The organism is Actinomadura sp. J1-007, from assembly GCF_009793335.1.
In the GTDB taxonomy this organism is placed as follows: Bacteria; Actinomycetota; Actinomycetes; order Streptosporangiales; family Streptosporangiaceae; genus Spirillospora; species Spirillospora yumaensis.
On record NZ_WING01000002.1, the window covers coordinates 237,894 to 254,248 of the forward strand.

General features: G+C 75.6%; 14 protein-coding genes and 2 pseudogenes. 9 read left to right on the plus strand and 7 right to left on the minus strand.

Going from position 1 to position 16,355, the window contains the following annotated elements:
• Positions 1-29: 29 nt before the first annotated feature.
• Together GEV43_RS35095 and GEV43_RS35100 are read left to right on the plus strand one after the other, a co-directional pair.
• Positions 30-725, plus strand: a complete 696-nt coding sequence (locus GEV43_RS35095) for a hypothetical protein (protein WP_175250969.1) — start codon at positions 30-32, stop codon at positions 723-725.
• A 135-nt stretch (positions 726-860) separates the two neighbouring features.
• Positions 861-1,292, plus strand: coding sequence for a PPOX class F420-dependent oxidoreductase (locus GEV43_RS35100; RefSeq protein ID WP_160825094.1), 432 nt, complete (start codon positions 861-863; stop codon positions 1,290-1,292).
• A 63-nt stretch (positions 1,293-1,355) separates the two neighbouring features.
• Here GEV43_RS35100 and GEV43_RS35105 read toward each other — a convergent pair whose 3' ends face one another.
• Positions 1,356-1,646: a sigma factor-like helix-turn-helix DNA-binding protein gene (locus GEV43_RS35105; RefSeq protein WP_160825095.1), complete on the minus strand. Its 291-nt coding sequence runs from the start codon at positions 1,644-1,646 to the stop codon at positions 1,356-1,358.
• Between the two features lie 129 nt (positions 1,647-1,775).
• Here GEV43_RS35105 and GEV43_RS35110 point away from each other — a divergent pair, with 129 nt between their 5' ends.
• Genes GEV43_RS35110 through GEV43_RS51945 form a run of 3 tightly spaced genes read left to right on the plus strand, consistent with a single transcriptional unit; the run spans position 1,776 to position 5,823 of the window.
• A complete protein-coding gene (locus tag GEV43_RS35110) occupies positions 1,776-2,204 on the plus strand; it encodes a hypothetical protein (RefSeq protein ID WP_160825096.1) in 429 nt (142 codons plus the stop codon).
• Positions 2,204-4,807, plus strand: coding sequence for an AAA family ATPase (locus tag GEV43_RS35115; protein WP_241684280.1), 2,604 nt, complete (start codon positions 2,204-2,206; stop codon positions 4,805-4,807). Before GEV43_RS35110 ends, GEV43_RS35115 begins: the two co-directional genes overlap by 1 nt.
• Positions 4,699-5,823 (plus strand): AAA family ATPase, encoded by a 1,125-nt coding sequence (locus GEV43_RS51945; RefSeq protein ID WP_241684150.1) that lies wholly within the window; start codon positions 4,699-4,701, stop codon positions 5,821-5,823. The genes GEV43_RS35115 and GEV43_RS51945 overlap by 109 nt, the downstream gene beginning before the upstream one ends.
• A 73-nt stretch (positions 5,824-5,896) precedes the next feature.
• On the opposite strand, the pseudogene GEV43_RS51950 reads toward GEV43_RS51945, so the two are convergent.
• Positions 5,897-6,304, minus strand: a pseudogene (locus GEV43_RS51950) (methyltransferase); the annotation flags it as partial.
• 100 nt (positions 6,305-6,404) lie between these two features.
• On the opposite strand from GEV43_RS51950, the pseudogene GEV43_RS51955 reads away from it, so the two are divergent.
• Positions 6,405-6,725 (plus strand): annotated as a pseudogene (locus tag GEV43_RS51955) (ABATE domain-containing protein); the annotation flags it as partial.
• Positions 6,726-6,817: 92 nt separating this feature from the next.
• Complete coding sequence (locus GEV43_RS51960) at positions 6,818-6,943, plus strand: CGNR zinc finger domain-containing protein (RefSeq protein ID WP_309240100.1); 126 nt, start codon at positions 6,818-6,820, stop codon at positions 6,941-6,943.
• Here the strand turns inward: GEV43_RS51960 and GEV43_RS51965 are convergent.
• Positions 6,906-7,787: a hypothetical protein gene (locus tag GEV43_RS51965; protein WP_241684453.1), complete on the minus strand. Its 882-nt coding sequence runs from the start codon at positions 7,785-7,787 to the stop codon at positions 6,906-6,908. The two genes, GEV43_RS51960 and GEV43_RS51965, sit on opposite strands and share 38 nt — an antisense overlap.
• Before the next feature lie 248 nt (positions 7,788-8,035).
• Between GEV43_RS51965 and GEV43_RS51970 the strand changes: the two genes are divergently transcribed.
• Both GEV43_RS51970 and GEV43_RS35140 read left to right on the plus strand, forming a co-directional pair.
• A complete protein-coding gene (locus tag GEV43_RS51970; protein ID WP_241684282.1) occupies positions 8,036-9,133 on the plus strand; it encodes a CehA/McbA family metallohydrolase in 1,098 nt (365 codons plus the stop codon).
• Positions 9,134-9,202: 69 nt separating this feature from the next.
• Entirely contained in the window at positions 9,203-9,661 is a 459-nt protein-coding gene (locus GEV43_RS35140) for an SRPBCC family protein (protein WP_160825098.1), read from the plus strand.
• Between the two features lie 77 nt (positions 9,662-9,738).
• On the opposite strand, the gene GEV43_RS35145 is transcribed toward GEV43_RS35140, so the two are convergent.
• From GEV43_RS35145 to GEV43_RS35155, 4 genes are all read right to left on the minus strand, one after another.
• Entirely contained in the window at positions 9,739-12,138 is a 2,400-nt protein-coding gene (locus GEV43_RS35145) for a GMC oxidoreductase (protein WP_160825099.1), read from the minus strand.
• Between the two features lie 2 nt (positions 12,139-12,140).
• Positions 12,141-13,253, minus strand: a complete 1,113-nt coding sequence (locus GEV43_RS35150; protein WP_309240101.1) for an alpha/beta hydrolase — start codon at positions 13,251-13,253, stop codon at positions 12,141-12,143.
• Positions 13,254-13,359: 106 nt separating this feature from the next.
• Complete coding sequence (locus tag GEV43_RS51975; protein WP_241684151.1) at positions 13,360-14,220, minus strand: helix-turn-helix transcriptional regulator; 861 nt, start codon at positions 14,218-14,220, stop codon at positions 13,360-13,362.
• Positions 14,220-16,355, minus strand: coding sequence for an AAA family ATPase (locus tag GEV43_RS35155; RefSeq protein WP_241684152.1), 2,136 nt, complete (start codon positions 16,353-16,355; stop codon positions 14,220-14,222). Before GEV43_RS35155 ends, GEV43_RS51975 begins: the two co-directional genes overlap by 1 nt.

Below are 16,355 nucleotides of genomic sequence, written 5' to 3' on the forward strand. Positions count from 1 at the left end.
TTGCTCGGAGGACCGAGAGGCGAACGGGAGTGAAGGGAAACGGGCACCTGGTCTACCGCCTGCTGCTGGCGGTCGACATCCAGGCGTACAGCAAGCGCGACACGCGCGAGCAGCTCATCGCGCAGCGGCACCTGTCGGACGCGCTCGACCACGCCGCGCGCGGTGTCGGGCTCGACCGCGGCCGCTGGGAGAAGCAGGTCGGCGGCGACGGGGAGCTCGCGACGCTGCCCGAGGAGGTGGACCCGGCGCCGGTGGCCGGGGACTTCGCGATCGGGCTCGCCGCCCGGCTGCGCGAGATCAACGCCGACCGCGGCGGCGGCAAGCCGCTGCGGGTACGGCTCGCGCTGCACCACGGCACGCTGACCGCCGGGCCGTTCGGGCCCGCGGGAGACGCGCCGATCGTGGTGCAGCGGCTGCTGGACGCCGCGCCGCTGCGCAAGCTGCTCAAGGACGACGCGCGGCGGGACGTGGCCTACGTGGTGTCGGACTCGCTGTTCGAGGACGTGGTGCAGACGGGGTTCTGCTCCCTGCCCCCGGCGGAGTTCGAGGCCATCAAGATCGTCGCGAAGGGCACCACGTTCCGCGGGCACATCCTGACCGGCCGCGCCGGGCGGGACGGGCGCGGCGGCGACGGGCACGGCGGCGACGGGGAACGCGGCGGGCCCGGCGACCGTTCCGCCGCCCTGCTGGACCTCCCCGCCTTCGCCGTCGCGCAGCGCGCCTGACCGCCCCGCCCGGGGCCGGTCCCGGACACGGCCGGCCCCGGGCGGGAAGGCCCCCGGCGGCCGCGCGGTTGTGCAAGGCGACCGAACCCGTCCGCCCGAACCGCGGTGCGGCGGGCCGACCCGGAAGGCGGAACGATGGCGGACGACGCCGCGCTGGAGAAGCTGCTCGTTGACCGGAACCTCGGCGTGCTCGCCACGGTGAAGGGCGACGGGCTGCCCCAGCTCTCCAACATCAACTACCACTACGACCCGGCGCGCAGGCTCGCGCGGGTCTCGATCACCGAGGACCGCGCCAAGACCCGCAACCTGCGGCGCGACCCGCGCGCCGTCCTGCACGTCAGCAGCCCGGACGGCTGGGCGTACACCGTCGCCGAGGGCGACGCCGAGCTGATCGGCCCCGCCGCCGCCCGGGACGACGCCGCCGTCGAGGCGCTGATCGACCTGTACCGCGCCATCCAGGGCGAGCACCCCGACTGGGACGACTACCGGCGCGCGATGGTCGAGGACCGCCGCGTCGTCCTCAACCTGCACGTCACCCGCCTGTACGGCGCCCCCGCCCGGTCCTGACCCGGCCCCCGCCCCGCGCCGCGGACGGGGCGGGGACGGGAGGGAGAGGGCGCGGGGCCGGGGTCAGGCGGCGTCGTCGTCGGGCCGGCGGTCGGCTTCGTGGCGGCGGCGTTCGACGTCCGCGCGCTCCACGATGCCGCGCACGGTCGCGAGGGGCAGGTCGAGGAACTCGGCGACCTGCTCCTGCGAGTGGTCCCACAGGACGAGCTCGACGACGAGGCGTTCCTGCGGCCGCAGGACGCGCAGCCAGGGCTCGCGCGCCTGCGGGGACGTCGCGTGCGGGGGCCGGAACGGGCGGCCGGGGGCCCGCACGCGTTCGCCGTCCGTCCGCTCGTGGTCGAAGGGCCGCTGCATCGCCACCTCCCTGACGAGTCACCGCGCGGTCGCGCGGGCCCTCCCGAGCGTCGCAAGGTTCCTTCCGCCGCGATGAGTCTGGCGGCGCTTCTGGAACAATGGAGATCCCCGCTGGCGGAGGCTGACTAGGTGGGCGTCCCGCGGTTGCCCGAGCACCTGGAGGTGCTCCTGACCGACGAGCCCGTACTGGACGTGTACGCCTACGGACCGTGGCGGGTCCCCGACGGGCTGTACGAGGAGCTGCGCCGCCGGGCCACCGCCTACAACCGCGATCCCCGCGCGATCGTCCTGACCCGGCGGCTCTCGGACTTCTACGGGACGGGCACGAGCGCGGCCGGGGCCGAGCAGTGGTCCCTGCTGACGTTCCTGCTGGGCGCGTCGGCGCTGCGCGGCGGCTCGCGCGGGGACGTCGACTACGAGCTGCTGTCGGACTTCCTCGCCGTCCCCGAGCCGCCCGTCCGCGATCCGCTGGCGTGGTTCTCGCAGGGCGGGCGGTGGCGCCCGCCGGCGCTGTGGCTGCCCGAGCCCGCGGGCCACGACCCGAGCGCCGCGCGGTGATGCTCGACCTGGCGCGCGCGGGCCTCGACGTCTTCGAGGGCCTCGAACCGCTGGAGGAACGCCGCCGCGCCCTCATCGGCCTGTTCGACCGGCGGGCGGACGACCCGTCGGCGCGCGAGCGTGACATGGCCGTCCCGTACGACCGGCTGGAGGACGAGTGGGCCGCGGACGCGCCCGACGCGGCGCTCGCCGTCCTGCCCGAGCTCGCCGGGCCCGTCGCCTACCTCGGCTGGGCGTGCGCGGGGTTCGGCGCCGCGCACGAACGGCTCGTCGCCGTCCTCGGCGAGGGCGAGCCGGAGCCGGCCGCGCTCGCCCGGCTGCTGCTCGCCGCCGAGACGGGCGCCGTCCCCGCCGAGCTGGCCGTCGCGCTCGGCACCGCCCGCTACGAGGAGCTGCGCGAGCGGACGCGGGCGCTGCGCGCGGCGTTCGCCGTCGAGCCCTGGCAGCGGGAGCTGCGCGCATGGCTCGCGCGCGGGCTCGTCGCGGGCGAGGCCGACGCCTGCCGCGCCTGGCTCGACATGGCGGTGCGGATCACCGGCGCCGTGCAGGGCCTCCCGGACGCCGCGACCAGCCCGCGCTGCCGCCTGCCCGTCCACCACTTCCAGCACGACGTGCGGCGGCTGTTCGTACGGCGCGGCGTCCCCAACCCGCTCGCCGGGCGCCTCGCTCCTCCGGCCCCGGCCCCGGCGGCACGCGGCGAGCGGGCGGGAGCCCCGCAGGGCTTCGGGGCGCGGCTCGTGGCCGTTCCGTCCGGCGACGAGCGCGAGCCGGGGGAGGGCGCGTTCGACGAGCGGATGCCGGACGAGCTGGACGGCATCGTCGGGCCCGCGTCGCTGCGCGCGGCGCTCCGCGAGGCCGTCGCCGCGGCGGAGGACGAGGGGCGGCCCGTCCGGCTGATGATCTGCGGGCCCGAGGGCTCCGGGCGGCGCACGTCCGCCGCCGCGCTCGAACGGGCCCTCGCCTCCCGCGCCGCGGCGGGCGAGGCGCTGGTGGTCTCCGACCAGGCGTTCGCGTCGCTGCCCGTCAGCGACGCGGTGCTGTGGCTCCAGGCCCGCGTGCGCGACTGCGTGGAGGGACGCCGGCCGCTCGTCGTCCGCCACCTCGACGCGTTCGCCGGCCACGAGCCCGCCGGGCCGCCCGCCGCCGAGGAGCTGCGGCGCGCCATGGCCGACCACCCCGGCCTGCACGTGATCGCGCTGTGCCGGACGGGCGGCGAGGAGCGCATCCTCGCCGCCAACCCCGCGCTCGCCCGCGCCATGACCGTCGCGCGGACCCGCGACTTCGGCGCCGCCGACCACGCCGAGCTGTTCGCCCGGACGGTCCGCGCGCGCGGCGCGCGGGTCGACCGGCGCGTCGCCCGCGCCGCCGCGGCGCTGCTCGTCCGGACCCCGCCGCAGCTCAACATGCGCAACGCCCGGCTGACGCGGCAGCTCGCCGACCACTGCCTGGCCCGCGCGCGGCTGCGCGGCGCGGACGAGGTCGTCGAGGCGGACGTCCCGCACCGGCCGCTCACGCCCGGCGCGCCCGTCACCGACCCGCTCGCCGAGCTGGCCGCGTGCGCGGGCATCGAGCCGGTCAAGCGGGAGGTCCGCGCGCTCGTCACCGAGGCGAAGGCGGCGGGGCTGCGCCACGAGGCGGGCATGACCGCGCACGTCCGGTCCCGGCACCTGGTGTTCGCGGGCGGCCCCGGCACCGGCAAGACCACCGTCGCCGGGATCCTCGGCCGCCTCTACGCCGAGCTCGGCGTGCTGACCTCGGGCCACCTGGTCCAGATCGACCGCGCCGACCTCACCGGGCCGTACCCGAGCGAGACCGGCCCCCGCGTCCGCCGCGCCGTCGAACGGGCCCTCGGCGGCGTGCTGCTCGTGGACAACGCCCACCTGCTCGACCCCGCCGGGTCGCCGCGCGACGCCGAGGCCGCCGACGCGCTCGTCGCCGCCGTCGAGGCGTACCCCGGCGACGTCGTCGTGGTGCTCGCCGCGCCGGACGCCGGGCTCGGCGGGCTGCGGCAGGCCCGCCCCGACCTGGCGCGGCTGTTCCCCCGGACGGTGCGGTTCCCCGACCTCACCGCGGCCGAGCTGGTCGAGGTGTTCGCCGCCCGCGCCGCCGCCGACGGGTTCGAGCTCGGCGAGGGCGTGCTGGACCGCGTCGCGGAGCTGGTCCGCGACGCGCCCGAAGGCGTCCGGCACGGCAACGCCCGGCTGATGGCCGCGCTGCTCGACCGTACGGTGGCGCGGCAGGGCCGGCGCGTCCTGACCGGCGGCGCGCTCGACGAGGACCCGGGCCTGGACGTGCTCACGGTCGCCGACGTCCCGCGACCCTGCTGCCCGCCGACCGGGCGGCGGGCGGCGGCTCCGGCGACCCGCTCGCCGAGATTGAACGGCTCGTCGGGCTGGAGGGAGTCAAGGAGGAGGTCGGGCTGCTGGTCGCCGAGGCCCGCGCCGAACGCCTCCGCCGCGACGCGGGGGTCCCCGTCGCCCGCCCGACCCGCCACATGGTCTTCACCGGCAACCCCGGGACCGCCAAGACCACCATCGCGCGGCTGCTCGCGTCGGTCTACGCGCGGCTCGGCCTGCTGTCGTCCGGCCACCTGGTCGAGGTGACGCGCGCCGACCTCGTCGCCGAGTACGTCGGGCAGACCGCGCCGAAGGTCCGCGCCGCCGTGGACCGCGCGCTCGGCGGCGTCCTGTTCGTGGACGAGGCGTACGCGCTCGCCGGGGCGCACGCGCCGGGCGGCGACTTCGGCCGGGAGGCCGTCGCCGAGCTGCTGCGGCTGATGGAGGAGCACCGCTCCGACCTGGTCGTGATCGTCGCCGGGTACGACCGGGAGATGGAGGAGTTCCTGAGCTCCAACCCCGGGCTCGCCTCGCGGTTCCCGAGGGTGCTGCGCTTCCCCGACTACGCCGACGACGAGCTGGTGGCGATCTTCGAGGCGATGGCCGCGGACGCCGGGTACCGCGTCGATCCTGAGGCGCTCGACGCCGTCCGCGCCGCCGCCCGGCGCCCGCGCCGGGGCCCGCACTTCGGCAACGCCCGCGAGATGCGCAACCTGCTCGACCGCGCCGTGGCCGTCCAGGCGCAGCGCATCACCTCCTCGCCCGCCGCCGTGGACGACGAGGAGGTGCGCACGCTCCGCCCGTCCGACCTGCACGCCGCCACGACCGACCCCGACAAGAACGCCCCCGCCCCCACCACCCCGGCCCCGACACCCCGCCCGGCCCCTACCTCTGACCGACCAAGCGGTACGCGCCGGGCCGGGCGCGCGGAGCGGTGCGTGGCGTTCCGCAGGTGGGGCGTGCGCCCCCCGGTAGAGAGTCAGGGGCGCAGGGCGGCGAGGAGGCGGTTGTCGCCGCGTTGCCAGAGGGTGCCGGTCTCGGTGAAGCCCGCCTCGCGGAGCGCGCTGACGTGCGTCGACAGCAGGATCGACTCCGAGCCGTGGTGCGCGGCGGCCGAGTCCTCGCGGTCCTCGCGCAGCCGGGCGAGGGACGGCTCCTCGGCGATCGCGTCCCACCACTCGCGCCAGTCCTCGGGACGGCCGCCCGCGAAGACGCGGTCGGCCTCGCGCCGTTGCAGCTCGCGGTCCAGGCGGGCGAGGCCGGGGAGGTGTCCTCGACCGTGAGGTTGTCGCCGTTGAGGAACAGGCCGCCGGGGCGCAGGACGGTCGCCAGCTCCCCGTAGGTGACGCGCAGCTCGTCCCCGGTGATCCAGTGCAGCGCGGTCGTGCTGACGGCGGCGTCGGCCTGCCGGTCGAGCCGCAGCCGCGCCGCCCAGCCGGGGACGCGCAGGTCGAGGTCGGCCCAGCGCAGGCCGCGGCGGCCGGCGTGGACCGCCTTGCCGAGCGAGAGCAGCAGCGGGTCGGTGTCGATCGCGACGACGGTGGCGCCGGGCAGCCGGTCGAGCAGGCGGCCCGACAGCGAGCCGGGCCCGCAGCCGAGGTCGAGGACGAGCGGGTCGGGCCGCCCGGTCGCGGCCTCCACCGCGTCGATCAGCGCGGTGAAGCGCTCCTCGCGGTCGGGCAGATAGCCCTGCTGCTGGCGGTCCCAGCGCGCGATCCAGCGCGCGGCGACGTCGGGGGCGATCTCGGGGGCGGGCGCCGTCATGGCCACTCCTGTAACTGTCGTATAGCCTTTGGATGGTTACACGCTAGAGCGGAAGGGCGTAACTGGTCAAGTGAACTTCAACAGTCACACCGACAGGGTGGTGGCCACCGCGGTCGCGCTCGTCAACGCGCTGACGGAGGGCGAGCGCCGGGGCCGCCCGTACACGCCGCCCGACGCCCCCGCCCGCGCCGCCGCCGCCGAGGACGCGCTGCGCGGCATCTCCCGCCGCCCCGAGATCCGCGAGCGCGACCTCGACGGGCTCGCCGCCGTCGCCCGCGACCTGCGCGCCGTCTTCGAGGCCGTCGCCGCCGGCGACGTCGACGCCGCCGCCCGCCAGGTCAACCGCCTGCTGGAGGAGACCAGCGCCCGCCCCCGGCTCGAACGGCACGACGGCGAGCCCTGGCACGTCCACTTCCACGGCACCGCCGGCACCCTCGCCGCCGAGTGGGCCGCGCCCTGCGCCACGGGTCTCGCCGTCGTCCTCGGCAGCGAACTCCACGACCGGCTCGGCGTGTGCACCGCCCCCACTGCGACCGCGTCTACGTCGACACCTCGCGCAACGGCACCCGCCGGTTCTGCTCGACCGCCTGCCAGAACCGCGTCAAGACCGCCGCGTTCCGCGCCCGCGCGCAGTCCTGACCGTCGTCGGACGATCCGGCTTTCGGGGAACGGATCGCGTGCGCCACAGGACAGGATCGTGCACCCCGGGATGCGGATCGTTCCCCGGCCGATGCCGGACGGCGGCCCGCACGGCCTCCGCCGTTCCCGCCGCGCCCGTTCCGTGCCACGCTGGCGGCGCCCACGAGCACCGGGAGGCGCCGGCATGTGCGAGGACCACCCGCCCGAGGTCGAACGTGCCCTGGAGGAGTACCGCCGGCTGCTGTGCGAGCACGGCCCGGCCTGGGGCGAGGACCCCATCGGGTACGTGCGCCAGATCGAGTCCAGCGCGTACGTCCTGGACGAGCACGCGTTCTGGGCCGCCTGCCTCCAGCACGCGGTCGAACGGCACCCGGGCGCGACCGACGAGGAGATCGAGAATGCCGTCCCCCTGCTCGACCTGCACGAGGTCATCCGCGACGCGCTCGCCGGGCAGGTCCTCGACAACCTCGCCGCGCTCCGCCTCACCCCGGAGGGCGCCGTCCTCGAAGCCCGGACGCAGGCCGTCCTCGGCGACGGCCCGTTCCACACCACCCTGCTCGCCGACTCGACCCGCGACGAGCCGGTGACCCTCGACCTCGACGGGACCCGGTACGAGATCCCGCCGCGCGGCGCCCGCCTCCTGCCCGTCACCTCCCGCAGCCGCCTCCGCGCCGCCGGACGCCCCGTCGACCTCGGCGCGCTGACCCGCGCCGCCACGCCCGCCCGGCTCCGGCTGCGCGCCGGGTTCCCCTGCCGCTGGAGCGTCACCGGCGAGAACGGGCAGGGCTGGTACCCCGACGGCGCCCCGCACCGCATCGACGCGCACCGCACCCCCTACTTCCACGGCGACGACCTCCTCCTCGACGTCCCCGCCGAACCGCTCACCGTCCGCGTCACCCGCGGCATGGAGTACGGCACCGCCTCCCGCACCCTCGCCCCGTCCGGCGACACGCTCGTGGAGCTGGCTCCGCCGCGCCTCTACGACGCCGCCGCCCGCGGCTGGTACGGCGGCGACATGCACGTCCACATGAACTGGACCGGCGACAGCGTCGGCACCCCGCCCAGGCCGCCGCCGTCCAGCACGGCGAGGACCTGCACGTCCTCAACCTCGTCGCCGGGAACGTCGCGTCCGAACGCGTCTACGACCGCGAGGCCCTCGAACACTGGGCGGGCGCCGACCTGCCCTGGTCGGACGCGACGCACCTCGCCCGCCTCGGCGTCGAGTACCGCAACGACCTGCTCGGCCACCTGTACGCGTTCGGCGTGCAGGCGCCCCCGGGCCGCTACCACACCGGCTTCCTCGGCACCGCCGACTGGCCGCCGAACGCCGCCGGCTGCGCAGAACTGCGCGGCCTCGGCGCCGTCACGGGCTACAGCCACCCGTTCCACCTGCCCCTCGGCGAGGACGACCCGCCCTCCGGCGCGCTCGCGTCCGGCCGCAACTGCTCGGCCCGCGAGATCGTCGCCGACGCCGCGCTCGGCCTCGTCGACAGCCTGGACGTGCTCAACCACTCCGCCGTCCACGCCACCGCGGTCGTCTACCGCCGCCTGCTCGGCGCGGGCGCCGTCCTCGCCGCGACCGCCGGCACCGACTCGATGCTGTCCTTCCAGCGCCGCGGCAACCAGTCGAGCCCGCCCGGCTGGGAACGCGTCTACGCCCGCGTCGAAGGCCCCCTCTCCGCGGCGTCGTTCGCCGACGCGATCCGCCGGGGCCGCACGTTCGCGACGACCGGCCCTTGGCTCGAACTGGACGTCGGAGGCCGCGCGCCCGGCGACGCCCTCGACGCCGCCCCCGGAACGCGCGTCACCGTCACCGCCCGCACGATCGGCCCCGAGGTGACCCGCCTGGAGATCCGCACGGCGGACGGGATCGCCGCCGAGGGGCCGCCGCCGGAGCTCACCGCCGAGATCACCGTCACCGAGCCGACCTACGTCGTCGCCACCGCGTCCGGCCCGCCCTGCGACCGCTCGATGCACCGCTCCGGCGCGTACGCCCACACCAGCCCGGTCCACGTCCACGTGCACGGCCGCCACGTCGCCCGCGAGGACGACGTGCGCTGGTGCCTGGAGTACCTCGACGGCCTGGAGGACATGCTCCGCCGGCGCGCCCGCCTCACCCCCGCCCAGCTCGGCGACCACCTCGCGCTCCTCGGCGAGGCCCGCGCCGTCTACCGCTCCCGGCTGCCCTGAACGCCCGACGCCTTGTCCCCGCGCCCGCGCCACCGTTAGCGTGCGGTGTCGACACCACGGGGAGACGCCATGCCGCACCAGATCGAGGTCACCGCGACGTCCGGCGCGACGCCCGAGGCGCTGTTCACCCACCTCGCCGTCCCCGAGGCGTGGGGCGCGTGGGGCCGCTTCCCCACCAAGGCCGTCCGGCACCGGAAGGGCGACGACGGCCGGTACGGCGTCGGCACGGTCAAGAAGATCTGGCCCGCCAGAGAGCAGACCGTCGCCTACGAGCCGTACAAGCACTTCGGCTACATCGCGCTGGCCGGGCTGCCCGTCCGCCACTACCGCTCCGACGTCACCCTCGAACCGCGCGGCGACGGCACGCTTATCACCTGGAAGGCCACGTTCCAGCCTCTGATCCCCGGCACCGCCCCGGCCCTGAAATGGGGCCTGACCCTCATGCTCAAGGCGTTCGCCCGCTGGCTCCCCGCCCACACCGAGCACTGCCCCCCGAGCTGCCCCGCCCGCCGCGCCGGCGAACTGTAACGACCCGCCGCGAAAAAAGGGGCGCGAGCCGAGAGCACCCCGCAGTTCTCTCGGCTCGCGCGTTCTTGTGGGCCCCCTCAGGTGAGGTCGGGGCCGTAGACCTCCCAGAGTTCGCCGGCGAAGAAGCGGCCGAACTCCAGTAGGGTGCCCGCGCCGTCGGGGCCCACCGTGCGGAAGGTGGTGAGCTGGCGGGCGAAGTCGGTGAGCTGGATGTGCAGGACGCCGGCGCCCGTGACGGCGGCTCCCGGTTCCTGGTCCTCGGTGAGGTGTCCCTCGTACAGGCGGACGTAGAGGGTGGAGGTGTCGGGCCAGATCCGGGTCGGCGGGCCGTGCAGCACGTTCTTCTGTCCGGACAGGGTGCGGGGACGGCCCGCGCCGTCGGTGAAGTGCAGGCGGTACTTCATCACCCGGCGGTCCTGACCGCCCGCGGGCGCGAACAGGTTGAACCAGCCCCGCTGGACGGGACGCCGGCCCCCGCAGCCGGCGGCCTCGATCCACCCCTCGGCCCGCGCGGTGTGCTCGGGGTCGGTCAGGAAGCGCGCCGCGTCGTCCGCGGTGATGGTGAGGCGGAACGAGAACGGCTCGCGGTCCCCGGCCGTCTCGCCCGCGCGCGGCTCCGACACGCCCAGGGTCAGGTGGCCCTTCATCTCCTCGGTGAACGACAGCGACGTACGGCCGGCGTCCTCAGGCGATCCCCCGATCGCGGTGAGGCTCCCCGGATCCGGCGCGTACGCCGAGCCGTTCCCCTGCGGCGAGCCGGTCCCCGCGACCGGCCCGGCCCCCGTTCCGCCCGCCGCACGACGCTGTGCGGCGGTGGTCTCCAGCATCCGCTCCGCCATCCGGTCGGCGAACGCGGCGATGGTCAGCGAGGGGTTCGGGCCCACCGGGCCCGGCATCGCCGCCCCGTCGGCGATGTAGAGGCCCGGGAACCCGAACACCTCACCGAAGGCGTCGCAGACGCCCTCGTCCGCGTGGGCGCCCATCGGTGCGCCGCCCAGCGGGTGGACCGTGATGACGCGCTTGCGGAACCACATCGGGTTGTCGGCGTAGTCCGCGCCCAGCACGTCCGCGATGCCCTGCATCGTCTTGCGGACCCGCTGGAAGTGCTCCTCGCTGGTCCTGGTCGTCCACTCGGCGGCCAGTCGCCGGTCCTTGAGCAGCAGGCGGCCGTCGGCGGTGTCGCGGCCCATCCCGAGCAGCGGCAGCGAGCTGACCGACAGCGCGCCGTCGCCGATCAGCTCCGACAGCTCCGCGCCGAGGTTGGTGTCGGGCGCGTCCCTGAAGAACTCGGTGAACCGCTGCCACAGGACCCGCACGGCGCGCTCGATCTGGTCGCCCATGTCGAACGGCTGCACCATCCAGTCGACGAACGACGGGTAGCCGCCGTCCTCGATGTAGGCGCCGCGGCCCGCGCCGGGCACCCCGTCCAGCTCGTCCGGCAGCCGGATCGCGCTGGTGATGACGGGGCCGCGGCTGGCGTCCAGCGGCCGGACCCGGTTGCGGTCCTTGGCCTTGAGCAGGAACGTCAGCAGGTCGCCGTTGCCGCAGAAGCGCGTGCCGAGCGCGTCGCTGAGGCCCGGGAACGCCGCCCGCGACCTGAGCAGCAGGAACGTCGTGCCGTACGTGCCGGCGCCGAGGACCAGGCGGTCGCAGGAGATCGTCCGCAGCGGCGGCCTCTTCGCCTCAGCCGTGACGTCGTGGCGGACGTAGTCGACCTCGTAGCCGCCGCCCGCCCGGGGCCGGATCGCCTTCACCTCGTGGCCCGTCCGCAGGTCCGCGCCGTGGTGCGCGGCGGCCGACAGGTAGGTGTGGTCGAGGCTGTTCTTGGAGCCCTCGTTGCAGCCGATGTCGCACTCGCCGCACAGCCTGCACGTCCGGCGCCCGACGCCGTGGACGTTGCCGTACCCGGCGTCCACGATCGGCAGGCTCAGCCCCGGCTCGGCGCCCGGCTGCGACGCGAAGCTCACCGCGAGCGGCGGCAGGCTGCACTCCAGGCCGAGCTCGGCCGCAGCGTCCTGCATCGCGTGCGTCTTCGGGGTGTCGTCGAACGGCGCGCGCGACAGCGGGTAGGGCGTCGCGCCGAGCATCGCCTCGACGGCGTCGTAGTGCGGGTCGAGGTCGGCGCGCGACACCGGCCACGACTCGTACCCGCCGCCCGGCAGCGGCTGGTCGTGGACGAACCAGCGCTCGTCCTTGCGCAGCAGCACGTTGGCGTAGATCAGCGACCCGCCGCCCAGCCCGGACGACACCACCGAGTCGCAGCCCTTGAAGCGCCACACGTCGAACATCCCGTACAGCCCGGCCGCGGGGTCCCAGAACGCCCGGCCCATCTCGCTCGGCGAGCGGGGGAAGCTCCCCGGCGGGTACGGCTGCCCGCGCTCCATCAGCACCACCGAGCGGCCGGCCTCGGCCAGCCGGTACGCGGCGACCGAGCCGCCGAATCCGGAGCCGATGACGACGGCGTCAACGTGTTCCATAGTCAGCCTGCCTTGCGCTTCAGGAAGTCGAGGACCTGCGGGAACACATCGGAGGCCACGTCGGCTCCCATGAACGCGTCCTGGTGCCCGTACCCGGGGAGGATCTCCAGCTCGTGCAGTCCGGGCGCGGCGCGGTCCAGCGTGCGGTGGCAGACGATGTTGGAGTCGCCGAACACGTGGTTGCGGTCGCCGGTCAGCAGCAGGATCGGGGTCGTCACGTCCGCCGCCCGCGACAGGTAGTCGCGGGGGAGGTCGGGATGGCGCCCGGCCCGGTCCCACTTCACGGCCCGGCCGGCCTTCGCCATCCGGGAGACGTGCCGGTAGTAGTGCACGCCGCACGCGCCGAACAGGTCCGGCAGCCGCGCGTGCGTGACCGGCGACATCTTGTCGTGGCTGAAGATCGGCTTGCCGCCGCCCCACATGAAGCTGAGGATGTGGCAGGCGGGCTCGTCGCAGCCCCTGTGGAACGGCGAGACCGCCTTGGACAGCATCCAGCCCCGCGTGAACGGCGGGCTGTCGCGGTAGCGCGGATCGATGAACGACGGGCCGAGGACGTACTCCATGAGCGCCGGCCCGTAGGCGAGCTTCACCTTCGACCACGCCGGCGGCCGGACCGTCAGCGCGACGCTGTTGCACGTCAGGCTGGTGACGCCGGTCGCCTTGCCCGCGAACAGGCTCATCGCGAACGACACCGAGCCGAGGCAGTGCGCGATCACGTGCACGCGCCGGTCGCCGATGTGCCTGCGCAGCTCCGCGAGGGCGGCCGGGTGGTCGTAGGCGGCGATGTCGTCGAGGGTGTGGCGGTGGGTCTCGGTGTCGTAGGGGAACCGGCCGCTCATCCGGAAGTCGAGCGTCCACACGTCGCCGAAGCCGCCGGCGTGCAGGAAGGACACCAGGTTCGTGTGTTCCGGCATGATGTACATGTCGCTGGACGTCGTCAGCCCGTGGATCAGCAGGACGACGTCGTCGCAGTCGGCCTGGTGGAACCTGGTCAGGTTCAGCCCCAGGCCGTCCGCGGTGGCGAACGGGTGCACGGTCACAGCCGCGTCGTTCACGCCCCCGAGCGTGAAACGCGTGATCCGCTTCTCCATGGCCTGCCCCTCCGCCTTCGTCACGGCCACAACCTTGCCAAACACGCATATGTACGGTGCATCGTGGATAACACGTACTTACGTGGAGTGCAGGTCGGCGACCCGTACGTACAAGTAGTGAGAGTCCGGATCAGTCGTGCCGGTTCATGGCGGTCGCGACCCCCACCCGCGAGGTCACGCCGATCTTGGCGAAGACCCGCGACAGGTGCGTCTCCACGGTCCGCACGCTGAGGAAGAGCTGCTCGGCGATCTGCTGGTTGCTGCGGCCCTCCGCGACGAGCTGGGCGATCTCCAGCTCGCGGGGAGACAGCCCGTACGGCGCGTTCCCGCGTCCGCCCGCTCCGGACGCGGCCCGCCCGCCGGGCGCGGGGACGCGCACCCCGAGGCGCCGCTGCTCCCGTACGGCCTGCGCGTGGGGGCCGTGCATCCCGCACGACTCGAAGATCTCGGCGGCGACCCGCAGGCGCTCCCGCGCAGGCGCGCGCAGCCCGGCCGCGCCGTTGGCGAGCCCGGCGGTGAACTCGGCGCGCCCCGCGTCGGGCAGCCGCCCGGCGGCGCGGAGCATATCGGCCGCCTCGGCGGCGAGCACGGCGGCGCGCGCGGGCTCGTGGACCCGAAGCGCGTGCGCGCGCGCGAGCCGCGCGAGCCCGGTGTCGCCGACGACCTCCTCGACGGCGAGCGCGCCCGCGATGTCGGCCCAGTACGAGGCGTCCTGCGCGTCGCCCTGGACGCCGCGCACCCAGGCCAGCGTCTCCGCGCACATCGTCAGGGTGCTCATGTCCAGGCCCTTGGTGCCGTCGCCGCACGCCTCGATCAGCGCGGCCGAGCCCTCCTCCAGCCGTCCGGCGTTGACCATCGCGCACGCGCGCGCGACGCACGCCATGGCCGTCCACCACTCGCCGGACCCGGTGTCGTTGGCGACGGCCTCGTCGCCCAGCTTCAGCGCGAACTCGTGGTCGCCCGCCCAGCTCGCGGCCAGGCACTGCTGCATCACCCGTACGCGACGACCTCGCGGGAGCGCAGCTCGCGGCCGACGGCGGCGGCCTCGTCGGCGGCGGCCGCCGCCTCGGCGAGGCGTCCCTGGAGCAGCAGGGCCCGGGAGTAGCCGGCCAGGAAGTAGCCGAGGATGTAGGTCTGCCCGGTGGAGCGGGCGATGGAGACGCAGCGTTCTAGGTGCCGCAGCGCCGCCTCGTACCGGCCGAGGAAGATCTCGCAGAAGCCGAGCCAGACCATGCAGTCCAGGCAGTCGGTGAAGTCGTTGTCGGACGCGGCGGAGAACAGCCGGTCGCCGGCCTCGGCGTAGGCGATCGCCTCGGAGATCTTCCCCGCGCCGTACGCCGTCATCGGCCGCATCGACGCGATCGCCGCCTTCAGGCCGGGGCCCCACCCCGGGGCGCTCTCGGGGATCGTGTCCAGGACGGCCTGCGAACCGCGGATGTCGATCCGCTGGATGCGGTCGAAGACGAGGCGGATGCGGAGCAGGACGGCGGCGGGGGCCTGGCGGTCGCTGATGCCGCGCAGCTCGTCGAGGACCAGGGCGCGGGCCTCGTGGACGCGGCCGAGCTGGCGTTCCATGACGGCGCAGAGCTGGACGGCGCGGGCGCGGCGGATCGTGTCGTCGGTGGGCAGCAGGTTCAGCAGGTTGCGGGCGGTGAGGCGGCCCTCGCTGGCGCGTCCGGACACGGCCTGGACGTGCGCGAGCTCCAGCATCAGCTCGACCCGGGTCGGGGAGCCGTCCGCGGGCGCGGCGCCGTTCTGGTCGGGGGCGGGGTCGTCGGGCATCAGGTCGAGCGCGGCCTCCAGCCAGTACGCGGCGGTGGCCGGGGCCTGCGCGGCGACGACGCCGGCGGCCTCCACGAGGGTGCGGGCGGCGGACGCGTCGCCGAACCGCGCGGACCGTACGACGTGGTGGGCGCGGATCGCGGCCGGGGCGCCGAGGCCCGCGAGGTGCGCGGCGACGCGGTCGTGCGCGGCGAGGCGCCACCCGGCGGCGGTGGAGGCGTACGCGACGTGCCGCACGAGCGGGTGCCGGAACCGGAACCGGCCGACGGCGGCGGGCCGCACGACGTCGCGGGCGGTGAGGACGTCGAGGGCGGCGAGCGCCTCGGCCTCGTCCATCTCGGCGGCGACCGCCGCGAGGCCCGGCTCGAACTCGTCGGCCGCGACGGCGGCGGCGTGCGCCAGGGTCAGCGCCTCGGGGGGCAGCGCGCTCAGCTCGACCTGGAGGGCGGTGCGCACGGCGGAGGGGACCTCGGTGAGCTTGGCGACGCCCATGTCCCAGCTCACGCCCTCGGCGTCGTCGGCGACCACGGCGGGCTCCCCGCCCCGGTCCATCCGCGCGAGCGCCTCCAGGTAGAACGGGTTGCCGCCGCTGGCCTTGTAGAGGGCCTCGCAGCGCGAGGCGCTCACGTCCGGGCCGAGGAACTCCTCGACCTCGCTCATCGTCAGCGGATCGACCGCGACGTGCACGCTGTGCGGCCCGGCGGCGTCGACCAGCGCGGCGAGGCGCGGGGACGCCTGCGCCGGGCGGTAGCCGACGGCGACGAGGACGCGGGCCTTCGGCGGGTGCCGGACGAGGTGGTCCAGCAGTTCGACGGTCGCCTCGTCGGCCCAGTGCAGGTCGTCCAGGATGAGGACGAGCCCGGCGGGCCCGGCCAGCTCCTCCAGCAGGTGCCGGACGGTGCGGTGGAGCTGGTAGCGCGCGACGCGCGGGTCGGCGGAGCCGTTGCTCCCGGCGGGCGCCGTCGCGGGGCCGCTCTCGCCGAAGTCGGCGAGGGCGGGGAAGACGGTGCCGAGGAGGCGGAGCGCCTGCGGGCTGAGGCCCGTGCGGTGGTCTTCGAGGTGGTCGTCGAGCGCGTCCACGACGGCGCCGAACGGCATCTCCTGCTCGAACTCGGCGGCGCGGCCGGACAGGACGGGCAGGCTGCGCGCGGCGCCGGCGTCGGTCAGCTCGCCGAGCAGCCGGGTCTTGCCCGCCCCCGGCTCGCCGACGAGCGCGAGGAACGCGAACGTGCCGCCCTCGGTCGCGTCCAGCGCGTGGCCGAGCGCGTCGAGAGCCTCCCGGCGGCCCACCAGGGGAGCGTTGCCGGGCCGGTCATCCGCGTCGTGGGTCGCACGACCCTCCAT